This window comes from Paenibacillus foliorum (assembly GCF_013141765.1).
GTDB classification, from domain to species: Bacteria; Bacillota; Bacilli; order Paenibacillales; family NBRC-103111; genus Paenibacillus_S; species Paenibacillus_S foliorum.
This window is the reverse complement of the sequence record NZ_WHOD01000102.1, coordinates 154,464-171,478: the sequence shown is the minus strand read 5'-3', so window position 1 is coordinate 171,478 and position 17,015 is coordinate 154,464. Positions and strand designations below refer to the sequence as shown.

At 45.3% G+C, this 17,015-nt stretch carries 16 protein-coding genes and 1 pseudogene; 7 read left to right on the top strand and 10 right to left on the bottom strand.

The features are described 5' to 3' along the window. Positions 1–83 precede the first annotated feature (83 nt). A complete protein-coding gene (locus tag GC093_RS27415) occupies positions 84–392 on the top strand; it encodes a hypothetical protein (RefSeq protein WP_171655104.1) in 309 nt (102 codons plus the stop codon). A gap of 81 nt (positions 393–473) precedes the next feature. Here the strand turns inward: GC093_RS27415 and GC093_RS27410 are convergent, their stop codons facing one another. From GC093_RS27410 to GC093_RS27375, 8 genes are all read right to left on the bottom strand, one after another. After that, the gene (locus GC093_RS27410; protein ID WP_171655163.1) at positions 474–1,145 is read right to left on the bottom strand and encodes a TerC family protein; all 672 of its coding nucleotides are present in this window, start codon (positions 1,143–1,145) and stop codon (positions 474–476) included. Positions 1,146–1,330: 185 nt separating this feature from the next. Further along, positions 1,331–2,530 (bottom strand): MFS transporter, encoded by a 1,200-nt coding sequence (locus GC093_RS27405; RefSeq protein ID WP_171655103.1) that lies wholly within the window; start codon positions 2,528–2,530, stop codon positions 1,331–1,333. A 117-nt stretch (positions 2,531–2,647) separates the two neighbouring features. Further along, complete coding sequence (locus GC093_RS27400) at positions 2,648–2,944, bottom strand: hypothetical protein (protein WP_171655102.1); 297 nt, start codon at positions 2,942–2,944, stop codon at positions 2,648–2,650. A gap of 133 nt (positions 2,945–3,077) precedes the next feature. Beyond that, complete coding sequence (locus GC093_RS27395; protein WP_171655101.1) at positions 3,078–4,487, bottom strand: sugar porter family MFS transporter; 1,410 nt, start codon at positions 4,485–4,487, stop codon at positions 3,078–3,080. Between the two features lie 240 nt (positions 4,488–4,727). Next, positions 4,728–6,068 (bottom strand): response regulator, encoded by a 1,341-nt coding sequence (locus GC093_RS27390; RefSeq protein ID WP_171655100.1) that lies wholly within the window; start codon positions 6,066–6,068, stop codon positions 4,728–4,730. Further along, a complete protein-coding gene (locus GC093_RS27385; protein WP_171655099.1) occupies positions 6,043–7,488 on the bottom strand; it encodes a sensor histidine kinase in 1,446 nt (481 codons plus the stop codon). The genes GC093_RS27390 and GC093_RS27385 overlap by 26 nt, the downstream gene beginning before the upstream one ends. Then, positions 7,485–8,480: a sugar-binding protein gene (locus tag GC093_RS27380; RefSeq protein ID WP_171655098.1), complete on the bottom strand. Its 996-nt coding sequence runs from the start codon at positions 8,478–8,480 to the stop codon at positions 7,485–7,487. Before GC093_RS27380 ends, GC093_RS27385 begins: the two co-directional genes overlap by 4 nt. A gap of 264 nt (positions 8,481–8,744) precedes the next feature. After that, positions 8,745–9,500, bottom strand: coding sequence for an IclR family transcriptional regulator (locus GC093_RS27375; RefSeq protein ID WP_171655097.1), 756 nt, complete (start codon positions 9,498–9,500; stop codon positions 8,745–8,747). 236 nt (positions 9,501–9,736) lie between these two features. On the opposite strand from GC093_RS27375, the gene GC093_RS27370 reads away from it, so the two are divergent. Genes GC093_RS27370 through GC093_RS27350 form a run of 5 tightly spaced genes read left to right on the top strand, consistent with a single transcriptional unit; the run spans position 9,737 to position 14,784 of the window. Beyond that, positions 9,737–10,852 carry an ABC transporter substrate-binding protein gene (locus GC093_RS27370; protein ID WP_171655096.1) on the top strand — a complete coding sequence of 372 codons (1,116 nt, stop codon included), beginning with the start codon at positions 9,737–9,739 and terminating at the stop codon, positions 10,850–10,852. Between the two features lie 10 nt (positions 10,853–10,862). Beyond that, positions 10,863–11,966 carry an ABC transporter ATP-binding protein gene (locus GC093_RS27365; RefSeq protein WP_171655095.1) on the top strand — a complete coding sequence of 368 codons (1,104 nt, stop codon included), beginning with the start codon at positions 10,863–10,865 and terminating at the stop codon, positions 11,964–11,966. Beyond that, positions 11,963–12,820, top strand: coding sequence for an ABC transporter permease (locus GC093_RS27360; RefSeq protein ID WP_171655094.1), 858 nt, complete (start codon positions 11,963–11,965; stop codon positions 12,818–12,820). The genes GC093_RS27365 and GC093_RS27360 overlap by 4 nt, the downstream gene beginning before the upstream one ends. Next, on the top strand, positions 12,817–13,620 hold the full coding sequence (locus tag GC093_RS27355) for an ABC transporter permease (RefSeq protein WP_171655093.1): 804 nt from the start codon (positions 12,817–12,819) through the stop codon (positions 13,618–13,620). The genes GC093_RS27360 and GC093_RS27355 overlap by 4 nt, the downstream gene beginning before the upstream one ends. An 18-nt stretch (positions 13,621–13,638) precedes the next feature. Beyond that, complete coding sequence (locus GC093_RS27350) at positions 13,639–14,784, top strand: M20 family metallopeptidase (protein ID WP_171655092.1); 1,146 nt, start codon at positions 13,639–13,641, stop codon at positions 14,782–14,784. Positions 14,785–14,874: 90 nt separating this feature from the next. Here GC093_RS27350 and GC093_RS35585 read toward each other — a convergent pair. Together GC093_RS35585 and GC093_RS27340 are read right to left on the bottom strand one after the other, a co-directional pair. After that, a pseudogene (locus tag GC093_RS35585) lies at positions 14,875–15,024 on the bottom strand (IS110 family RNA-guided transposase); the annotation flags it as partial. A gap of 109 nt (positions 15,025–15,133) precedes the next feature. After that, positions 15,134–15,457, bottom strand: coding sequence for an MGMT family protein (locus GC093_RS27340; RefSeq protein WP_171655090.1), 324 nt, complete (start codon positions 15,455–15,457; stop codon positions 15,134–15,136). Positions 15,458–15,685: 228 nt separating this feature from the next. Here GC093_RS27340 and GC093_RS27335 point away from each other — a divergent pair, with 228 nt between their 5' ends. Then, complete coding sequence (locus tag GC093_RS27335; RefSeq protein WP_216624843.1) at positions 15,686–16,597, top strand: dihydrodipicolinate synthase family protein; 912 nt, start codon at positions 15,686–15,688, stop codon at positions 16,595–16,597. Positions 16,598–17,015: the final 418 nt, after the last annotated feature.

The following is a 17,015-nucleotide window of genomic DNA, read 5'->3' as shown; positions in this document are numbered from 1 at the left end:
CCGCCGGTATATTTGGCATTCTTTATATTTTGGCCTATTATTAGTTGGATAATGAAAAAATGAATGATATTGGAGGTATCTCAATGAGTCAACGCTATCGAATTACAAGAGAATTTCAGGGAAATGATAATTCATCGCAAGCCATATCTTTGGAAGAGTGCAAACAGTATTTTGAATCCAAACCTGATTTTTCCTATACATCCGTGTTTACGGTGACAGGCGCTACCAGCATGTCCATTGATGGAGATTTTTTCATGTGGAGCTATGGCGATACAAAAATCCCATTCCGGCACTATCAAGGAGATATATACGTATCCGGTACCAATGAAGCTGTGATTCCCAAGATGATTGAGGTTGCGGGTGAATTGGGGGCGGATGTGCTGGAAGGGTAAGTATTTTCAACAAATCCCTAAAGCGGTAGTGCTTAATGAGCACTGTGCTTTAGGGCTTATCTCTTCCTCACATGAAAGTATTTACGCCGCCGCTACTTTCCGCTTGTTATTCAATCTTCCGAGCAAAAGCACACCTACCACGAGTATTAAACTAACTAGCCATGTGAGCACCGGATTTCTTATGAAAAAATCTTTTAAGAACGGCTCATCTACGATCATCTTCGATGCAGTCCAAGCGAGTACAGCTGATCCGATGTAGATGATAACCGGGAAACGCTCCACCCATTTCAGGATTAAGGTGCTCCCCCATACAACGATCGGTACACTAATGATTAGACCTAGTACAACTAAGATAAAGTCGCCATGCGCGGCACCTGCTACCGCAAGTACGTTATCGAGCCCCATAACGGTATCCGCTACGATAATCGTTCGGATAGCAATCCATAGAGTAGCAGCTGATTGTACATCATGCTTCTTTTCATCGACCAGAAGCTTATACGCGATCCACACGAGCAACAGCCCGCCGATGAGCAGCAATCCAGGAATCTTGAGGAGCCAAACTACAGCCAAGGTGAGTAGGGATCGGATAACAATCGCACCGACAGTTCCCCAGAAGATCACTTTCTTTTGTTGTTCCTTCGGAAGATTCCTTGCCGATAAGCCTATAACGATAGCATTGTCACCGGCAAGCGCTAAGTCGATGATAACGATAGCTAACAATGCAGACCAGAAGTCCGGAGTAAAAAAATCCATCATGGTAACACTCCTTATTCACAAGATATACCTATAATCCCCAATTGGCGGCAAATCATTACTAATGTCGGGTCTTATTTCATAGGGATGTTTAATGGAGGAATCCTAGCTTATGAATTTCATTTAATGCAAATGGCCCCAGCTTCTCGAAGAAGCCGGGGCTATATATCATGTTTGGAAGAGGATCAAGCCGCAGCGGGCTTGCGTTCTGCGATATAGCAAGCAATACCCAGAATCAGAGCCAGTCCTACGAGCACGGCGCCGACCCAAGGCAGAGCGGTTATAGTCAGATGAGTAATGACCCATCCCCCAATGAAAGCGCCGGCTGCATTTCCTAGATTCCCTGCTGAATGGCTGGAAGTAGAGGCAAGTGCTGGCGCCGCCTGGGCAAGATTCATAACTCGTACTTGCAGACCTGGAAACACAGCGAAGGAAGCAGCTCCCCACAGAAAAATGGTCAATACGGCAGCTATTGGACTATAAATGGTAAAGGTGAAGAGGGTAAGGATGACACATATCGTAAAGTAAAGTCCCAGTATGGAGGGCATCAGCTTCCAGTCCGCAAGCTTTCCGCCGACGATATTGCCGATGGTCACTCCACAGCCGAATAGGACGAGAATCCAAGTTACACTGTGCTCGGCAAAACCGGTGACTTGTGTAAGCAGCGGCGTAATATAAGTAAATACGGTGAATAGGCCGGCGTTGCCTAATGCTCCTATCAGCAGATATAGAAGGAGCTTAGGCTTGAGTAGAGAGGTAACCTGCAGAAGGATACTCGCTGGTTTGTCTTGTCGGATTTGCGGGATGAAGATGAGGATGCCGATCAATGCTATGATTCCCATGATTGCAATTGCACCAAACGAGGATCTCCACCCCATGTGTTGTCCAATAAATGTTCCCAGAGGAACACCGATAATATTCGCAATGGTTAGACCAGCCATCATGATGGATACGGACCCGGCACGTTTGTCTGGGCGTACAAGATTGGAGGCGATAACAGCCCCAACTCCAAAGAATGTCCCGTGAGTCAATGCGGTGATCATGCGTGCTCCCATCATAACTGCATAGGTTGGAGCGAAAACAGAGATTCCGTTACCGAGAATAAATAAAACCATAAGGAGACATAATAGTTTCTTCTGCGGGATTCGATGGGTGAGGACTGTCAGTATAGGAGCGCCGATTGCTACCCCAAGGGCATACATGGTAATGAGCTGTCCTGCGGATGAGATACTTACATGCAAATCCTCAGCTACATTAGGCAAAAGACCCATGATGACAAATTCAGTCATTCCAATAGCAAAGGCGCCAACCGTAAGTGAAAGTATAGAGAGGGGGAACGGTTCTTTGGTTGTTTGTTCCTTGGTAATACGTTGAGATAACTCCATGATGTCAAAATCAACCCTTCTGCGGTGTATAATGTGTAAGCTTCAACCTTAATCATGTAATGCCAGTCAATAAGACCTGTTCCATATTATTAAATTTTCTGAGAGTGTACGTTTCTCTTATTGGGGCTCCTTGGCTAGATGCTGCTTAAGCGAAGCTTTCTTCGTCACTAACTGCTTGGAAAGATCAGCTTGTACTCGATTAATGGTTTTGATTTCTTCGTTCAACTTATTGATTCGCGACATTTTGTTACTTAAGTCGTTATGTGATTGACTTAATTTCATATCTCTTTGCAATTGATTAATTTTGGATTGAGCTTTTTCCTTTTTGTTCTTCTCGTTCATGCTTTTGTCTTCTATGTCAGCAATTTCTTGTTGTAACCGATTGACAATCGCTTTAGTGAAATTAATGGACATTTAAACACCCCATAATCTTTTAGTGTAGCTGAGTCATCATTCTACTATAAAAAACTCGGTTATGCGAGAAGCGGAACGAAATAGGATCTGAGGCGCATTGTGAAGTGCCTCAGATCCTTTTTTGTGTTTGGAATTAAGTTTGTTTGGATGCCCATAGGGATTCGATCTCCTCCAGCGATTTTCCCTTGGTCTCGGGAACAATACGCCAGGTGAAGAAGAACGTGAACAAGGACATGATACCAAAAATCCAGAAGGTTATAGCCGGTCCGGCAGAATTAAGTAGAGGCGGAAACGACTGGGATACGACATAATCGGCTGCCCAAAGCGCCATCGCAGCAATCGCCGTAGCTTTTCCACGGATTCGGTTCGGGAAAATCTCTGAGATAATCACCCATACGACGGGCCCAAGCGATATAGCAAAGGAGGCCACATAAAGTAAAATGAAAATTAGAACCCATGGCCCTGCAGCATGGCCCGTTTGAAAAGCTATACCAATGACAAGCAAGCACAGCGCCATGGAGGATGTACCAATAAGCAGGAGAACCTTGCGCCCGACTTTATCGATAAGCCATAGAGCAAGAATGGTGAAAAGAAAGTTGATAAAGCCAACTAGAATGGTTTGAATGAGCGAAGCATTCGTACCAGCGCCTGTTGCCTTAAAAATTTCCGGAGCATAATACATAACGGCGTTGATTCCCGTGACCTGCTGAAGGACAGCCAGACCTACACCCACAATCAACGCAACACGCAGCCCGGGTTTGAATAACTGTCGGATCGATCCTGTTTCCTGCTTGAACGATTCCTTGATATCCAAAACTTCCTGTTTGGCTAAAGCTTCACCATGGATGCGTAATAAAATGGGCAGAGCTTCAGCAGGTCTTCCTTGCTTAATCAACCATCTAGGGCTCTCAGGAACAAATAAGAGCAGCACGAGGAACAGGAAGCCAGGAATTGAACCTACTGCGAACATCCAACGCCAAGCTGTGGATATATCCCAAGCGTCATCCCCGTAACTGGAGATTCCTAAATTAATGAAATAAGTTAGGAAAATACCCGTAACGATCGCCAGCTGGTTTAGTGCTACCAGACGACCACGGTATTTAGCCGGAGCGATTTCCGCGTTGTATAGCGGGCAGAGGGTAGATGTGATTCCTATGCCGATTCCACCGATAATACGGGCAATTATATAACCGGAGAACGTAGCGGGAATAGCGGAGCCAAGGGAACCGATAATAAACAGCGCTGCAGCTGCAATCAGCACTTTTTTCCGGCCGAACCTGTCGCTCAGCAAACCGGACATAGCGGCTCCAATAATGCAGCCAATGATCAGACAGGATACGGCCCATCCGACCTCAACCTGATTTAATTGAAATTTATGCTCCATAAAGCCAATCGCACCCGAAACTACAGCTGTGTCAAATCCGAATAACACACCGCCCAAAGCTGCTACAATGGAAACGAGTGTTACAAACTTTATGCTCACTTGCTCATTATACTTGTCAGGATTATGCTCCAACTTAATGTCTCCCTTCGGCCCATTCATGCTCAACACACCGAGTTTATTGTTAGTCTTTTCGGTTTGAAGGCGTTCTACTTTAAGAACGTGGTTCATTATATCATGTGAAATCTCTGACCAAGCCTACAATCATCTTCACTTATCCGTGTATTTCCTGCACTTAATTCGGACTATCGATATTATGCCCTCAAACTAGCATATTCCTGTCTGTAGAACACAAAAAAGTCCATGTCACCATGACTTGGACTTGGACTGATATTTTATATCCTATCGCGTTTGGCCCCGATACTCGCTTGGCGCTACACCGGTAACTTTTTTGAATACCCGGCTAAAGTAATTCGGATCTTTGTAACCAACCTCGTAGCATACCTCCTTGAGGCTTAAATGATCCATAGCGATCAATGCTTTGGCCTTATCGATTCGCAAGCTGGTGACAAAGTCGATAAATGTTTCTCCAACCTGCTGCTTGAAAATTTTACTGAAGTAGTGAGGATTCAGATGGACAAAATCTGCCACGTCTTCGAGGGATATCTCTTCGGTAAATCTTCTTTGTATATAGCTCTTTGCCCTGTCAAGAACTGTGAAGGTTTGCTGCTCGCGTTCTTCGCGAATGCGCTGCAATGCAGACATGACATAAGAACGTTGCTCCGTCCCGATGATAGTTGAAGATTGTGTCTGAGAATTCATTCCAGGGTCCCCTTGCTTCAGCTCATGGAAGTGGCATACCTTGCCGCCATATTCAAAATAGGTGGAAGCGAACACCGCTTCAAAGTAAGATTTGTGCAGCCCTTCTACTCTGTGTTGGGATGAACCGATGCCTACCGAGATAGGAAAAGAGAACTGCCGCTCCACCAAAGCGCACAGCTTCTCACCGTACTGCTTAACATCTTCCATCCATATTTTATCTTCGGTCTGCGGTACCTTTCGTAGGAAAATGGCCATGTGACGATCTATCAGGGAGCTAACAACACACGATGATCCTTGTGTCTTAGCAAAGCTTCGAATGCCATCATAAATTTTTCTTCTATCCCATGTATGGATAGTTTCCGGAAAAGCGATCACAATTGCACATCCTTCATCAAGAGGGAACTCGAGCCATTCGGATAGCTGCTCGGCATCTGCGTCTATAATTTGATCGACCATGAACATTAAGGCCAGCTCATTTTCCATCAAAGGGAGCAGTTGGGATACTTTATGCCTAAGCTCCAGTTCATCTGCACGCTTGCGCTTCTCTCTTTCCAATTCCAAGATAAGCTGCTCCAGCGTGCTTACTATCTGTTCCCGTTTGGCAGGCTTGACGATGTACTCCTTCACACCGAGCGATAGTGCCTCTCTGGCATAGGCAAAATAATCATAGGCCGTCACTAGCACGAATTTGGTGTCTGGAAGACGCTCTTTGATTTCCCGCAAAGCAGCCAAGCCTTGGATGCCAGGCATATTCACATCCATCAGCACGATATGCGGACGATGCTCTTCTGCGCGTTCAATAGCTGTCCGCCCGTTCTCTGCGTGGATTACTTGGAATATGCCCGGCATCATGCGCTGAACGATCCATTCTAATCCTTCTCGTTCCAATGCCTCGTCATCCGCGATCAGCAGCCGATACATGCAGGTGGTCACGCTCCTTCACTTGGGGAATCGTAATCGTTATCTTAGTTCCTTCGCCTAACTTGCTATCAATGTCTACGAGGTGATTGTGTCCATAAAATAATTTCAATCGCTTGAACACATTTCTGGTGCCAAGCCCTGTGGACTGCTTGTTTGTCGTAGAGGCTTCAAGCCGCAGTAAGGCTTGACGGGTTTCCTCACTCATACCTCTGCCGTTGTCTGACACCACTATGCGTACACCTGCTTCAACATAACGAATGTCTAAACGGAGGATAGCTCCACTCTCCATGCCTTCTAACCCATGCACAAAAGCATTCTCTACAAGAGGCTGAAGTGTCAATGATGGTATAAGCTCTTGCAAGGCAGACTCCTCGATATTCATGTCAAAACGGATCCGGTCGCGGAAGCGGGCTTGCTGAATTGTAAAATATTCTTTGATGTTTTCCAGCTCATCTCTTAGCGTTACCGGCCGATCCAGCTTGCCGAGATTATATCGCAGAAGATTGGACATCGATACAATCAGATCGCTAGTCTTTTCCGCTCCTTCCAGCAGTGCCAGCTTGGAGAGTACGTTAAGAGTATTAAATAGAAAATGGGGATTGATCTGGCTTTGTAGCGCTTGAAGCTCCAATTCCTTGACCAGACGATCCTTTTCCAGACTTTCCTTATCTTTTTCTATTAAAGCTTTCAGATCGGCTGACATTTGCCCGAACGCTGTGGACAACAGGCCAAGTTCATCAGCTGAACGTAGCGGCGGTGTCTGCTGCTCCAATTTGCCTTTGGAAATGGTCCGAGCCATTTCGACGAGTCTGCTGACAGGCCCAGTAATGCTGCGTGAAATCCATACTGCAAGCAGGATACTCATCAGCGTATTGATTATAAACACAGCCGCACCGAGCCGGTTCAACCGTTTATTTTCTTCTTGAATTTGCTTGTAAACGGGTTGATAGGAGCTAAGCTCCAGGTCAACGAGAAGCTGCCCATCTTCACGAATAAAGCCGAACGTTTTCTCCGCATCCTCGTAATGGGCTAACGCAGCTCCTGAGGTAATTGCAGTAGCGACAGCAGCTTGTTCTTGCTCTATGAAGGTATCCAGTATATGAACGTAATTTGTTAAAGCTGAAGCTTGAGGGGAGGAGCTTGTATTTTCAAAAAGGACTGTGCGTAGCCCTAGCAGCTTTTCTTGTATTTGTTTCAGATTTGAACTGTCTGCTTCGGCTGGATTGAGTAAATAACCGTAAAGAGTCCGCAGACTGTCTTCTGCTGTCTGAGAGGATTGATTGTATAACAAAATTCGGTCCATCATCAAACTATAGCTTTGTTGGACGACTTTTCCGCTCTGAAACAAAAAGAAGGTCACCGAATTGACGAGTAAGACCAGCAAAGGAATAAATAACAGCAGCTTCCTTCGAATGGTCATTGGCAATTGCTTCCGGTTCCATTAGTAAGCTTCTGGCGATTGAGGACAGAGGTTGGGGTGAAATGCTGCGCCGTCTCTGGGTTCTTTCCCTGGAAATAGCCATGAATCAGAGATACGGCATCATACCCCATTTGGTACGGCTGCTGAACAAGGGTCGAAGCAATGCTGCAATGTCGGATACCCTCCTTCGTTTCTGCCAAATCGTCAAATGCAAAAATGCTTACCTCCCGTTGTTTAACATGGCTAACTGCCTCCATTATTCCCACACCATCCAAAGCGCTGAAGCCTACCATAAAACCGACCTGCGGGTGACTCGACAGGATTTCTTCGGCTTGCCGGGCTGCTTGGAGCCGGGAAATATTCGACGATCGCACATCGGCTATGGTAAGCTCCGGATATTGATTAATCACGGATTGAAACCCGGCAAGTCGAAGCCGTTGATTGTCCGCCTGCTCATTACCAACCAGCACCCCTATGCTGCCGCGTTTTCCCGCCGCTTGAACGACCAGCTCGCCCATGTTCGTTCCCGCTTCCCAATTGTTCGTACCTACATACGATAGCCGTCGGCTTCCCGGCTCATCTGTGTCTACCGTAATCACAGGAATTCCTCGGTCTGCTGCTTTGTCAATTAACGCCCGATAATTCAGGTCATTGATTCCTTGTACAAGCACAGCATCGGCTTTAGCGGCAATGGCTTTCTCCAGCAGCTTGGTTTGTTCGGCCGGATTAATGCGGAAGGGCCCGAGATATTCCATATTTATCCCATATTGTTTAGAAGCCTCGCGCGCTCCCTGCTCGATGGAGCGCCAGTAGGGGTTATCAAGCTCCTGGGAGATCAACACGACGTGACGAGAGGTGTTTTCACCGCTGTTGGATGTCAAAGGCCGGACCAACTCGCGTATACGCAGAGTGGTGAACAGAAATTGCAGCAGCAAGCAGGCAAATATAATAAATACGATAAATAGGGTCTGGTTCCAATTCCGATTTGACATGCGGTTACTCCTCGAAAATGTTCGGATAATAAAATTATTACACAATAACTAGGGATTCATCCAAAAGAAGGACGAGCCCCAAGTTATTCTTTGATTATTAAGCACAATTGCGTCCATGTGAGTTAAAAACCAAAAGCCTCTATTCCCACATATTGAATAAAGTGGGTTAAGAGGCTTGTCTTGTTTATTGCTAGGATCCAAACACCGGGTTTACGTTCTTCATCCTTCATCCTGAAAAGACCATAGTGAAAGGTAGTACTATCCTTATCCTCTATATCCAAGCTGAACGGAAATATCGCTTGCTATTGCTGTCACATGCTGTATGAAGGTATCCAAAGACGGCTTTACCCTGTCAACTGGACCAATCATACTGATTGAAGCTGTTACGGTGCTATCGATATCAAAGAGTGGAGCGGCAATACCCATAACACCAACATTACGCATGTTCTCGCTGACTTCATAGCCGTTAGTAAAAATCGAACGGAGTCGATCGCTTATTTCCGCAGGCTCTTTTAAAGAAAAGGGTGTAAAAGTGCGAATGTCCGTACTTATGATGCTTTCAATAAAAGACGGATCTTGATAAGCGAGGATAACTCGAGAAGCTGACGTTGCATACAGAGGGAAACGCCGATATGCCTCCACATTAAACCGGATCGGATGAATGGAGTCGATTCGATCGATGTAGATGGCTTCATGACCATCCCTAACGCACAGGCATACAAGCTCTTGCGTTGTATCGGCAAGCTTTTGAAGATAGGGCTTAGCAAAGTCCACCAGATTATGATTATTCAACACTTTATTACCAAGTCCTAACAAGGTGAATCCTAGCGAATATTGTTTATTTGCAGGGTTTTGTTTGATAAAACCTTCGCTTTCCAATGTCATGAGGAGCTTATGTACGGCACCCTTAGAAAGCTGAAGCTGACGGCTAAGTTCACTGACGCCCATTTCCTTCGGGGAATCGAGGAACAGCTTAAGCAGCCTGCAGCTATTTTTTACGGAGGAAAGGTGATTGTCCATACTTCAATTATGCTCCTTAAAAGGCAAAAAGTGGCCGTTGATAGTTTTTTTGCAATTAGTTTACCATAAATATAAGCTTTTTCCTATATGAAAACGACAATGGGAGCGAATCTAACATATGTTAAATTTTTATTGCATTTTTGTTAAAAAACATGTTAAAATTCCAATATATTCACATATAGGAAACATCGTTCACGTATAGAGAACGATAATAACACGTTGAGAGGAAGTTTTCAATGAAAAAATGGGGAGCAATTTTATCGGTAGCTGCAATTTGTAGTGCTTTAGTGACGGGGTGTGGAACGAATGCAGCTCAGCAGGCGCCAGCAGGGGATAAAGGAGCTGCAGCAGCTGGCAAAGAAGCAGGCTTAACGCCTGAAAAGCAGCTGGTCATTGCCGGCAACGGGGCAACGGTAGAAGAATTGATGAAGGATGAAATTTTCAAAAAATTTAATGCAAAATATCCGGATGTGAAACTCACATACGTTTCCGGTGTGTCCACAGAAATTGTTGCAAAGGTGAAAGCACAGAAGGCTTCACCCCAAATCGATGTAACGATTGTTGAGGGCGGAGAGCAGGAAGCAGGTCGCGTAGAAGGTTTATGGGAACCGCTTACAGACAAAGATATTCCTAATATGAAAAAAGTCGGCGAAGATCTCAAGGTTAAAGACAACAGTGGAATTGCCGTTAACTTTACACCTATGGGTATTTCCTATAACGCTGAGGTAGTGAAAGCCAAAGGGCTGCCTGTGCCGCAATCATGGAATGATCTTGCAAAACCAGAAATGAAGGGTAACATTACTTTGGCCGAGATGTCCAGTAATTTTGGCCGGTCAGCCTTTATTATGCTTGCTTATGCCAACGGCGGTTCTGAGAAAAACATGGATCCTGGCTTTGAAAAGCTGAAAACGATAGCAGGCTACATGCCGACTTTTGCTAAAAGTGCAGCACAACTGCAGCAAAACATGCAAAATAAAACAGCGGTTTATACGACCTGGACTATGGCAAGAAGCCTAGTTCAAAAGGATGCAGGCTTGGATCTTGAGTTTGTTATTCCGAAGGAAGGGGCTAACCTTGTACCTAACGTGGCGACAATAGTTAAAGGTGCGAAAAATCCTAACGCTTCCAAGCTGTTTATTGATTTTCTGTTGACAGATGAAGTACAGACTATGTATGCTTCCAAGCTTTATTACAATCCAGCTGTTCCAGTAAATCTTCCTCAAGAGCTGGCAAAGAAGCTGAGCTTTGATACCAAAAAGGTAGTTAAATTTGACGCGGAAGTTGTCGGCAGCAAAATGCCGGAATGGCTAGACCGCTTTAATAAAGAAGTTGCTCCTAAAGTCGGGAAATAGGTGATAATAGATGACCAAAAGCATTGACGTCGAACTAGTAAACATCCAGAAGAAGTTTGGTCCGAATGTAGTTGTAGACAGCTTTAATTTGCAAATCGAGCAGGGAGAATGTGTCTCCTTCCTCGGCCCATCCGGGTGCGGTAAAACGACCACATTAAATATGATTGCCGGTTTTTTGGAACCAGATCAAGGTGATTTGCTGATTAAAGGAAAACGAATGAATGGTGTGCCGTCCAACAAGCGTGAGCTTGGAATGGTGTTTCAGACCTATTCGCTATTTCCGCATATGACGATATTTGAGAACGTTGCCTACGGGCTGAAGCTTCGTAAAGTGGCTAAAGTGGAAATTACTCGCAGAGTGAATGCCATCCTTGAGCTGGTAAAGCTGCCTCATGTAGCAGAACGTTATCCTAAGCAGTTGTCTGGCGGACAGAGACAACGGATTGCGATTGCGCGGGCTTTGGTAACGGAGCCGTCCTTGCTGCTGCTTGATGAGCCTTTGAGTAATTTGGATGCTAAGCTGCGCGAGGAGTTAAGAGATGAGCTGAAGCGACTGCAGCAGGAAATTGGAATTACTACTATATTTGTAACCCATGATCAGGAGGAGGCGCTTTATCTCTCCAATCGTATCGTCGTTCTTGATCATGGCAAGGTAGAACAGATTGGTACGCCTTGGGATATTTACAATCGTCCTGCTTCCGAGTTTGTTCATACCTTTATTGGAAAGTCGAACCGCATGCAGGGAATGGTTGAGGAAACGAAGGGCGACACCCTTTTGCTGAGAACCGATGCCGGCTTCACACTTCTTGCCGATCGCCGAGACGGCAGCTTTGGGAATGGAGAAAAGGTCACTATCTATGTTCGGCCTGAGAAAATTGGTTTGAATACGGAAGAAGTAGTAATGGATGGTATTAATCAGGTGAAGGGTACTGTGAAGCAGACCTCCTTCCTTGGCGCCTACACAGAATGTGAAGTGGAAGTAGGACTCTACTCGATCACTGTTCGTATCCAGACGGTACAGCAAATGATTCAATTCTCACAAGGGCAAAGTGTATACCTGGATTGGAAGCCTGAGGATATATTCGTGTTCACCGGAAAGGGGCAGGGACAATGAGCGAGGGCCGTAGCCGGTTGACGCGAAACGCCACTCTGCTGCTGGCACCGGGACTTGCGGTAGTGATGGGGGTATTTATACTTCCCATGCTATATATTCTGATGTTCAGCTTCCAAGACAAGCAGGAGCATTTTTCCTTCGGAAATTACTTGTTGTTCTTTCAGGACCCCTATTATATTCAAGTGCTGTGGCGTACGATCAAAGTGAGCTTGCTCACCGTATTGGCTTGCCTGGTATTGGGTTTTCCAGTGGCCTTGTATATGGCTCAAGCGTCAGGCAGAATGCGAGGAATTGTTACCTTCTTAATCATATCTCCGCATCTGGTGAGCGTTGTTATCCGTAACTTTGGATGGGTCATTATTCTGGGGGATAAGGGATGGATCAATAATACGTTACTGCAGCTTGGACTGATCGACAAGCCGTTGAAGCTGTTGTACAACGAGCTTGGCGTTATCATTGGTTTAACGGATTCATTGATGGTTTATATGATCTTGGCGATTGCAACCAGTCTTTATCAGATTGACGGCTCGCTTTATAAAGCGGCAGGCATATTAGGCGCCAGCAGGCTGCGTACGTTCTTTTCCGTTACCTTGCCGCTCACTTTGCCAGGGATGGTCGCTGGAACAACGCTTGTCTTCAGCCTGTCCATGAGTGCTTTTGTTACGCCGGCTTTAATGGGAGGAACATCCGTGAAGGTGCTTCCGGTTATTGCCTATGAGAAAATAATGACCCAATTGGATTGGTCGCTTGGGGCAGCCATTGCCTTCTTGTTATTGGCTTCAACGATTGCGCTGGTATCCTTGTTCACCCGTTTGATCGAAACCAAGCGTTATAAAGAGGTGTTTAACTCATGATAAAGAAAATTTCTCCGCTTGGTATCATTACTTTTTTCGTGGTGTTGTTCGTCATCTCACCTTTGCTTATTATTATCCCTACCTCGTTGACTTCGGTAAAATATCTTTCGTTTCCACCGGTAGGATTCTCTTTTATGTGGTATGCCAAAATATTTGACCGTCCCGAGTTTGTGGATTCATTTATTTTCAGCTTGGAGCTCGCCGCATTAACCGCTGTTATTTCAACTATCATCGGTACACTGGCAGGGCTTGCGCTGCATAAGTATAAGTTCCGCGGCAGTGGAGTCATCAATGGACTGCTGCTTTCACCCTTAACTGTACCGGCTTTGATCATCGGTATTGCGGCACTGCTATTTTTTACTCGGATAGGTTTGGCTGGTACTTTTCTTGGACTGCTGCTAGCTCACGTGCTGATATCTATTCCTTATGTTGTGAGGCTTGTTTTGACAGGGCTGAGTAATTTCGATTACACGCTGGAGCGGGCAGCTTACATAATGGGGGCTAAACCATTCAATGTGTTTTGGGATATTACGCTTCCTTTGTTACGGCCGGCTATCATGTCCGGGATGATCTTTGCTTTTCTGACTTCCTTCGATAATGTTACGGTCTCTTTGTTTCTTGTTTCTCCTTCGACCACAACGCTGCCGCTTGCTATTTTTAGCTATATGCAGGAGATATTGGATCCGTTGGTTGCATCCATTTCATCGGTTGTTATTTTATTAAGTCTTATATTTATTATTCTTTTGGAACGCGTTTATGGTTTGGATCGATTGTTTGGATCCAACTCGCATTCCCACTAAATGGAGATGTCTTACATCATGTCACAATCATCACTTCTGAAACAAATTGAATCTTATCTTCCGGAGCTGCTTCAGCTGCTGGAGGAAAGCGTAAATATGGACTCACCTTCCCGAAACAAAGCTCAATGCGATCTGACCGCTGATTGGTATGCGGCTCAGTTTACCCGCTTGATCGGAGGTCGGGTCGAACGGATCCCGCATCCAATCGCAGGAGATCGGCTTCTATGTGTTGCGGGGAGCGGAGCCAAACAAATTCTTCTCGTAGGTCACTACGACACGGTCTGGCCGAGTGGTGAAGCGCAGCGACGTCCGTTTCGAATCGAGGATGGAGCAGCCTTCGGTCCTGGTGTTTATGATATGAAGGCAGGGCTGCTGCAAGCTATTTTTGCGCTTAAGGCGTTACAGGATACAGGGCGTTTTCCAGAGGATAAACGGGTCGTGCTGCTTATCAACAGCGATGAAGAAATCGGCAGTCCGACTTCTCGGGAATTTATTGAAACGGCAGCCCGGCAATCTGCTGGAGCTTTTGTACTGGAGCCTCCTATGGAGCCGAGAGGTGCGCTCAAGACAGCTCGCAAGGGTAGCGGCCGGTATAAGCTAACGGTAAAAGGGGTATCCGCTCATGCGGGTGTAAATCCGGAGCAAGGGATATCAGCGATTCAAGAGCTGGCTTGTCAAATTCAGCTCTTGCATAAGCTAACTGATTACAATCTCGGGACAACGGTTAATGTTGGCCTCATACACGGAGGTATCGGCAGCAATGTCGTGCCGGATCATGCGGAAGCAGAGATCGATGTCCGCATCGCTACTTTGGATGAAGCCGAGCGGATCGAAGCTGAGTTCGCTGCGCTGACTCCATCTCTTCCAGGCGCGGAGATCGTTGTTACCGGCGGCATGATGCGTCCACCGATGGAACGTACCGATGCTATTGCATCGCTGTACAGCCTCGCTCGGGGACTGGCGAAGGATGAATTCGGCCTCGCATTGGAGGAGACGGCGACCGGTGGAGTCAGCGATGGCAACTTCACTGCAGCCGCGGGCACCCCGACGCTCGATGGTCTAGGCGCGCGCGGAGACTTCGCGCATTCGCCGCGCGAGTATGTGAGGATCGATGAGATTCCTGTGCGCACTGCGTTACTGGCGCGTTTGATTGAAGCTATATAGGGTAGGCTAGACGAAGTGGGGTTCACGAGGAAAGTCTCAATGCCTTTGAATCTAACGGCTGAACAGTTGAAAGCCCTAGTCATAGCTGCCAAACTCCAGTGGAAACCCCAAATTAATTCCCCACAAGCTGACTGCACATGCGACTTGAGCCTTCTGGGCAATATTTACTCCAATGACTAAATGTAAAAAGGTAATGTTTTCAATGAGTTGATTTTGCTTGTCCTGAGCTTTAGAATTCATAGTAGAGCGTCCTTCTAGATGATGGGTTTTTGAGGCATTGACCTCGTGCACAACCCCATCGTACCGAGGCGCTTTTTTTTTTGCAATGACCAAATTTTTCATCAAAAACTCAAATCAATGGTTCCTTCTCGGGTAAATAGCGATAGATATCCAGGTCGATTTTCCCTTCGGCGTTCACCTGAACTCCTTCACTACTCAAGTGCAGCTCCTGTAAGAAACGGCCCTCCTGATCATGAATGGCAATCTCCCCCTTAGCGTTCACAACCCTATGCCATGGGAGGTTATGAATCTTGCTGAGCGAGTGCAAAATTCTCACGACTTGTCTGGCTGCTCTTGTGCTTCCTGCAATTTCAGCAATTTGACCGTAAGTCATCACATATCCTTCTGGGATGGCCTTGATAACCTCAATAACTCTCTGGGTAAAGGGCAGCATTGTTCCGTTATTCCTCCTTATTCATCGCAGCCTTTCTGAATTTATTTTATACTAAATATCCATTGAGAGAAAAAAATGACCATCTTAGATGCTTTTGGTTTATAGCAGGGTCTTTAAAAAGGAAAAATGGTTACTATTACTCCTTTTTGGTTATGTTCAAAGACGGATTACATTCCTTATACTGAGATCAGAGCACTTGATACCAGTATGAACGGAAAGAGGGTTAGTATGAATAAGCAGATATTGAATATGAATGGGATTGTTACTGTATTAAACACTCCCTTTACTGAAGAGGATAGAATCGATATCCCATCGCTTCGTAAACATGTAAATTATGCTTTGGATTCAGGAGTTGCCGGTTTCCTCATTCCCGCAATGGCGAGTGAAGTAGACAAGTTAAACGAGTTCGAAAGGAAATTATTGGTTGAGACTGTAGTTGGAGAAGTGAAGGGGAGAGTACCGGTAATAGGTGGAGCTTCAGCACATACGGGTGCTCAAAGGATTTTTTATGCGAAGCAATTAATTCAATTGGGCTGTGAGGGCGTGTTAGTGAGTATCCCTTACGTCAATGATCAACAATATGAACATGATGTCAGGGAAATTGCTGAGTTAAATCCGAAATTTTTAATGCTTCAGGATTGGGACTTTCAAGGGTTTGGGTTACCTGTACCTTTAATAAGTAAGCTGTTTAAAGAGATTGACGTTTTTCGAAGCTTGAAAATAGAAGTAGTTCCGGCAGGAGTTAAATACTCACAAGTCATTGAGGCAACAGGAGGGCAATTGCATGTAGCCGGCGGTTGGGCTGTCAGCCAGATTATTGAAGGCCTTGACCGAGGTGTTCATGCTTTCATGCCTACGGGTATGCACGAAATATACGTGAAGATTTATTCATTACATCGTCAGGGTGAAAGGGATGCGGCCAAGGAGCTATTTAACCGTTTGCTTCCGGTTCTGTCTTTCGCTAATCAGCATCTGGATATATCGATTCATTTTTTTAAACGACTTCTTTTTGAACAAAATATTTATCGTACAATGCGGGTTCGCCAACCTATTCTGCCATTTGATGGTTATCATGAAACTATTTCAAAAGAGTTGACCGATTATGTAATTAAGCTTACAGAGGACTTATCTAGGACATAATAAGACGGAATACAAGACCTTAAAAAGAGTTTCATTATAAAAATTCCCTTTTTATTAAATCAAGTTTAGTTTAGAATCTAAGTAATCGATGTGCTGTTTTACCTCAATCCTATTTGAAGCATGAACAACTCCTACATAAAAATAACTAACTATTTCTGTAAAATCATCATGAATGAATTATCGGGTACATTAAAGGGAGCATCTAGGTGTGGAAAGGGTATAATACATGAGTTTAATGTAAATGAAATAAATAATACAAAAAGGGCTCAACCTCAAAATCGGCGCTTGACCCACTCACGACAATTAGCTTGCACATATCCTGCAAACATGCAGTTATTTTGTACTGAATTTGCTCTTGAGAGGAAAAAGCTGCGAATGTACAGCAATTCCCATGTGAAATGATCTGATTTCAGCTAAG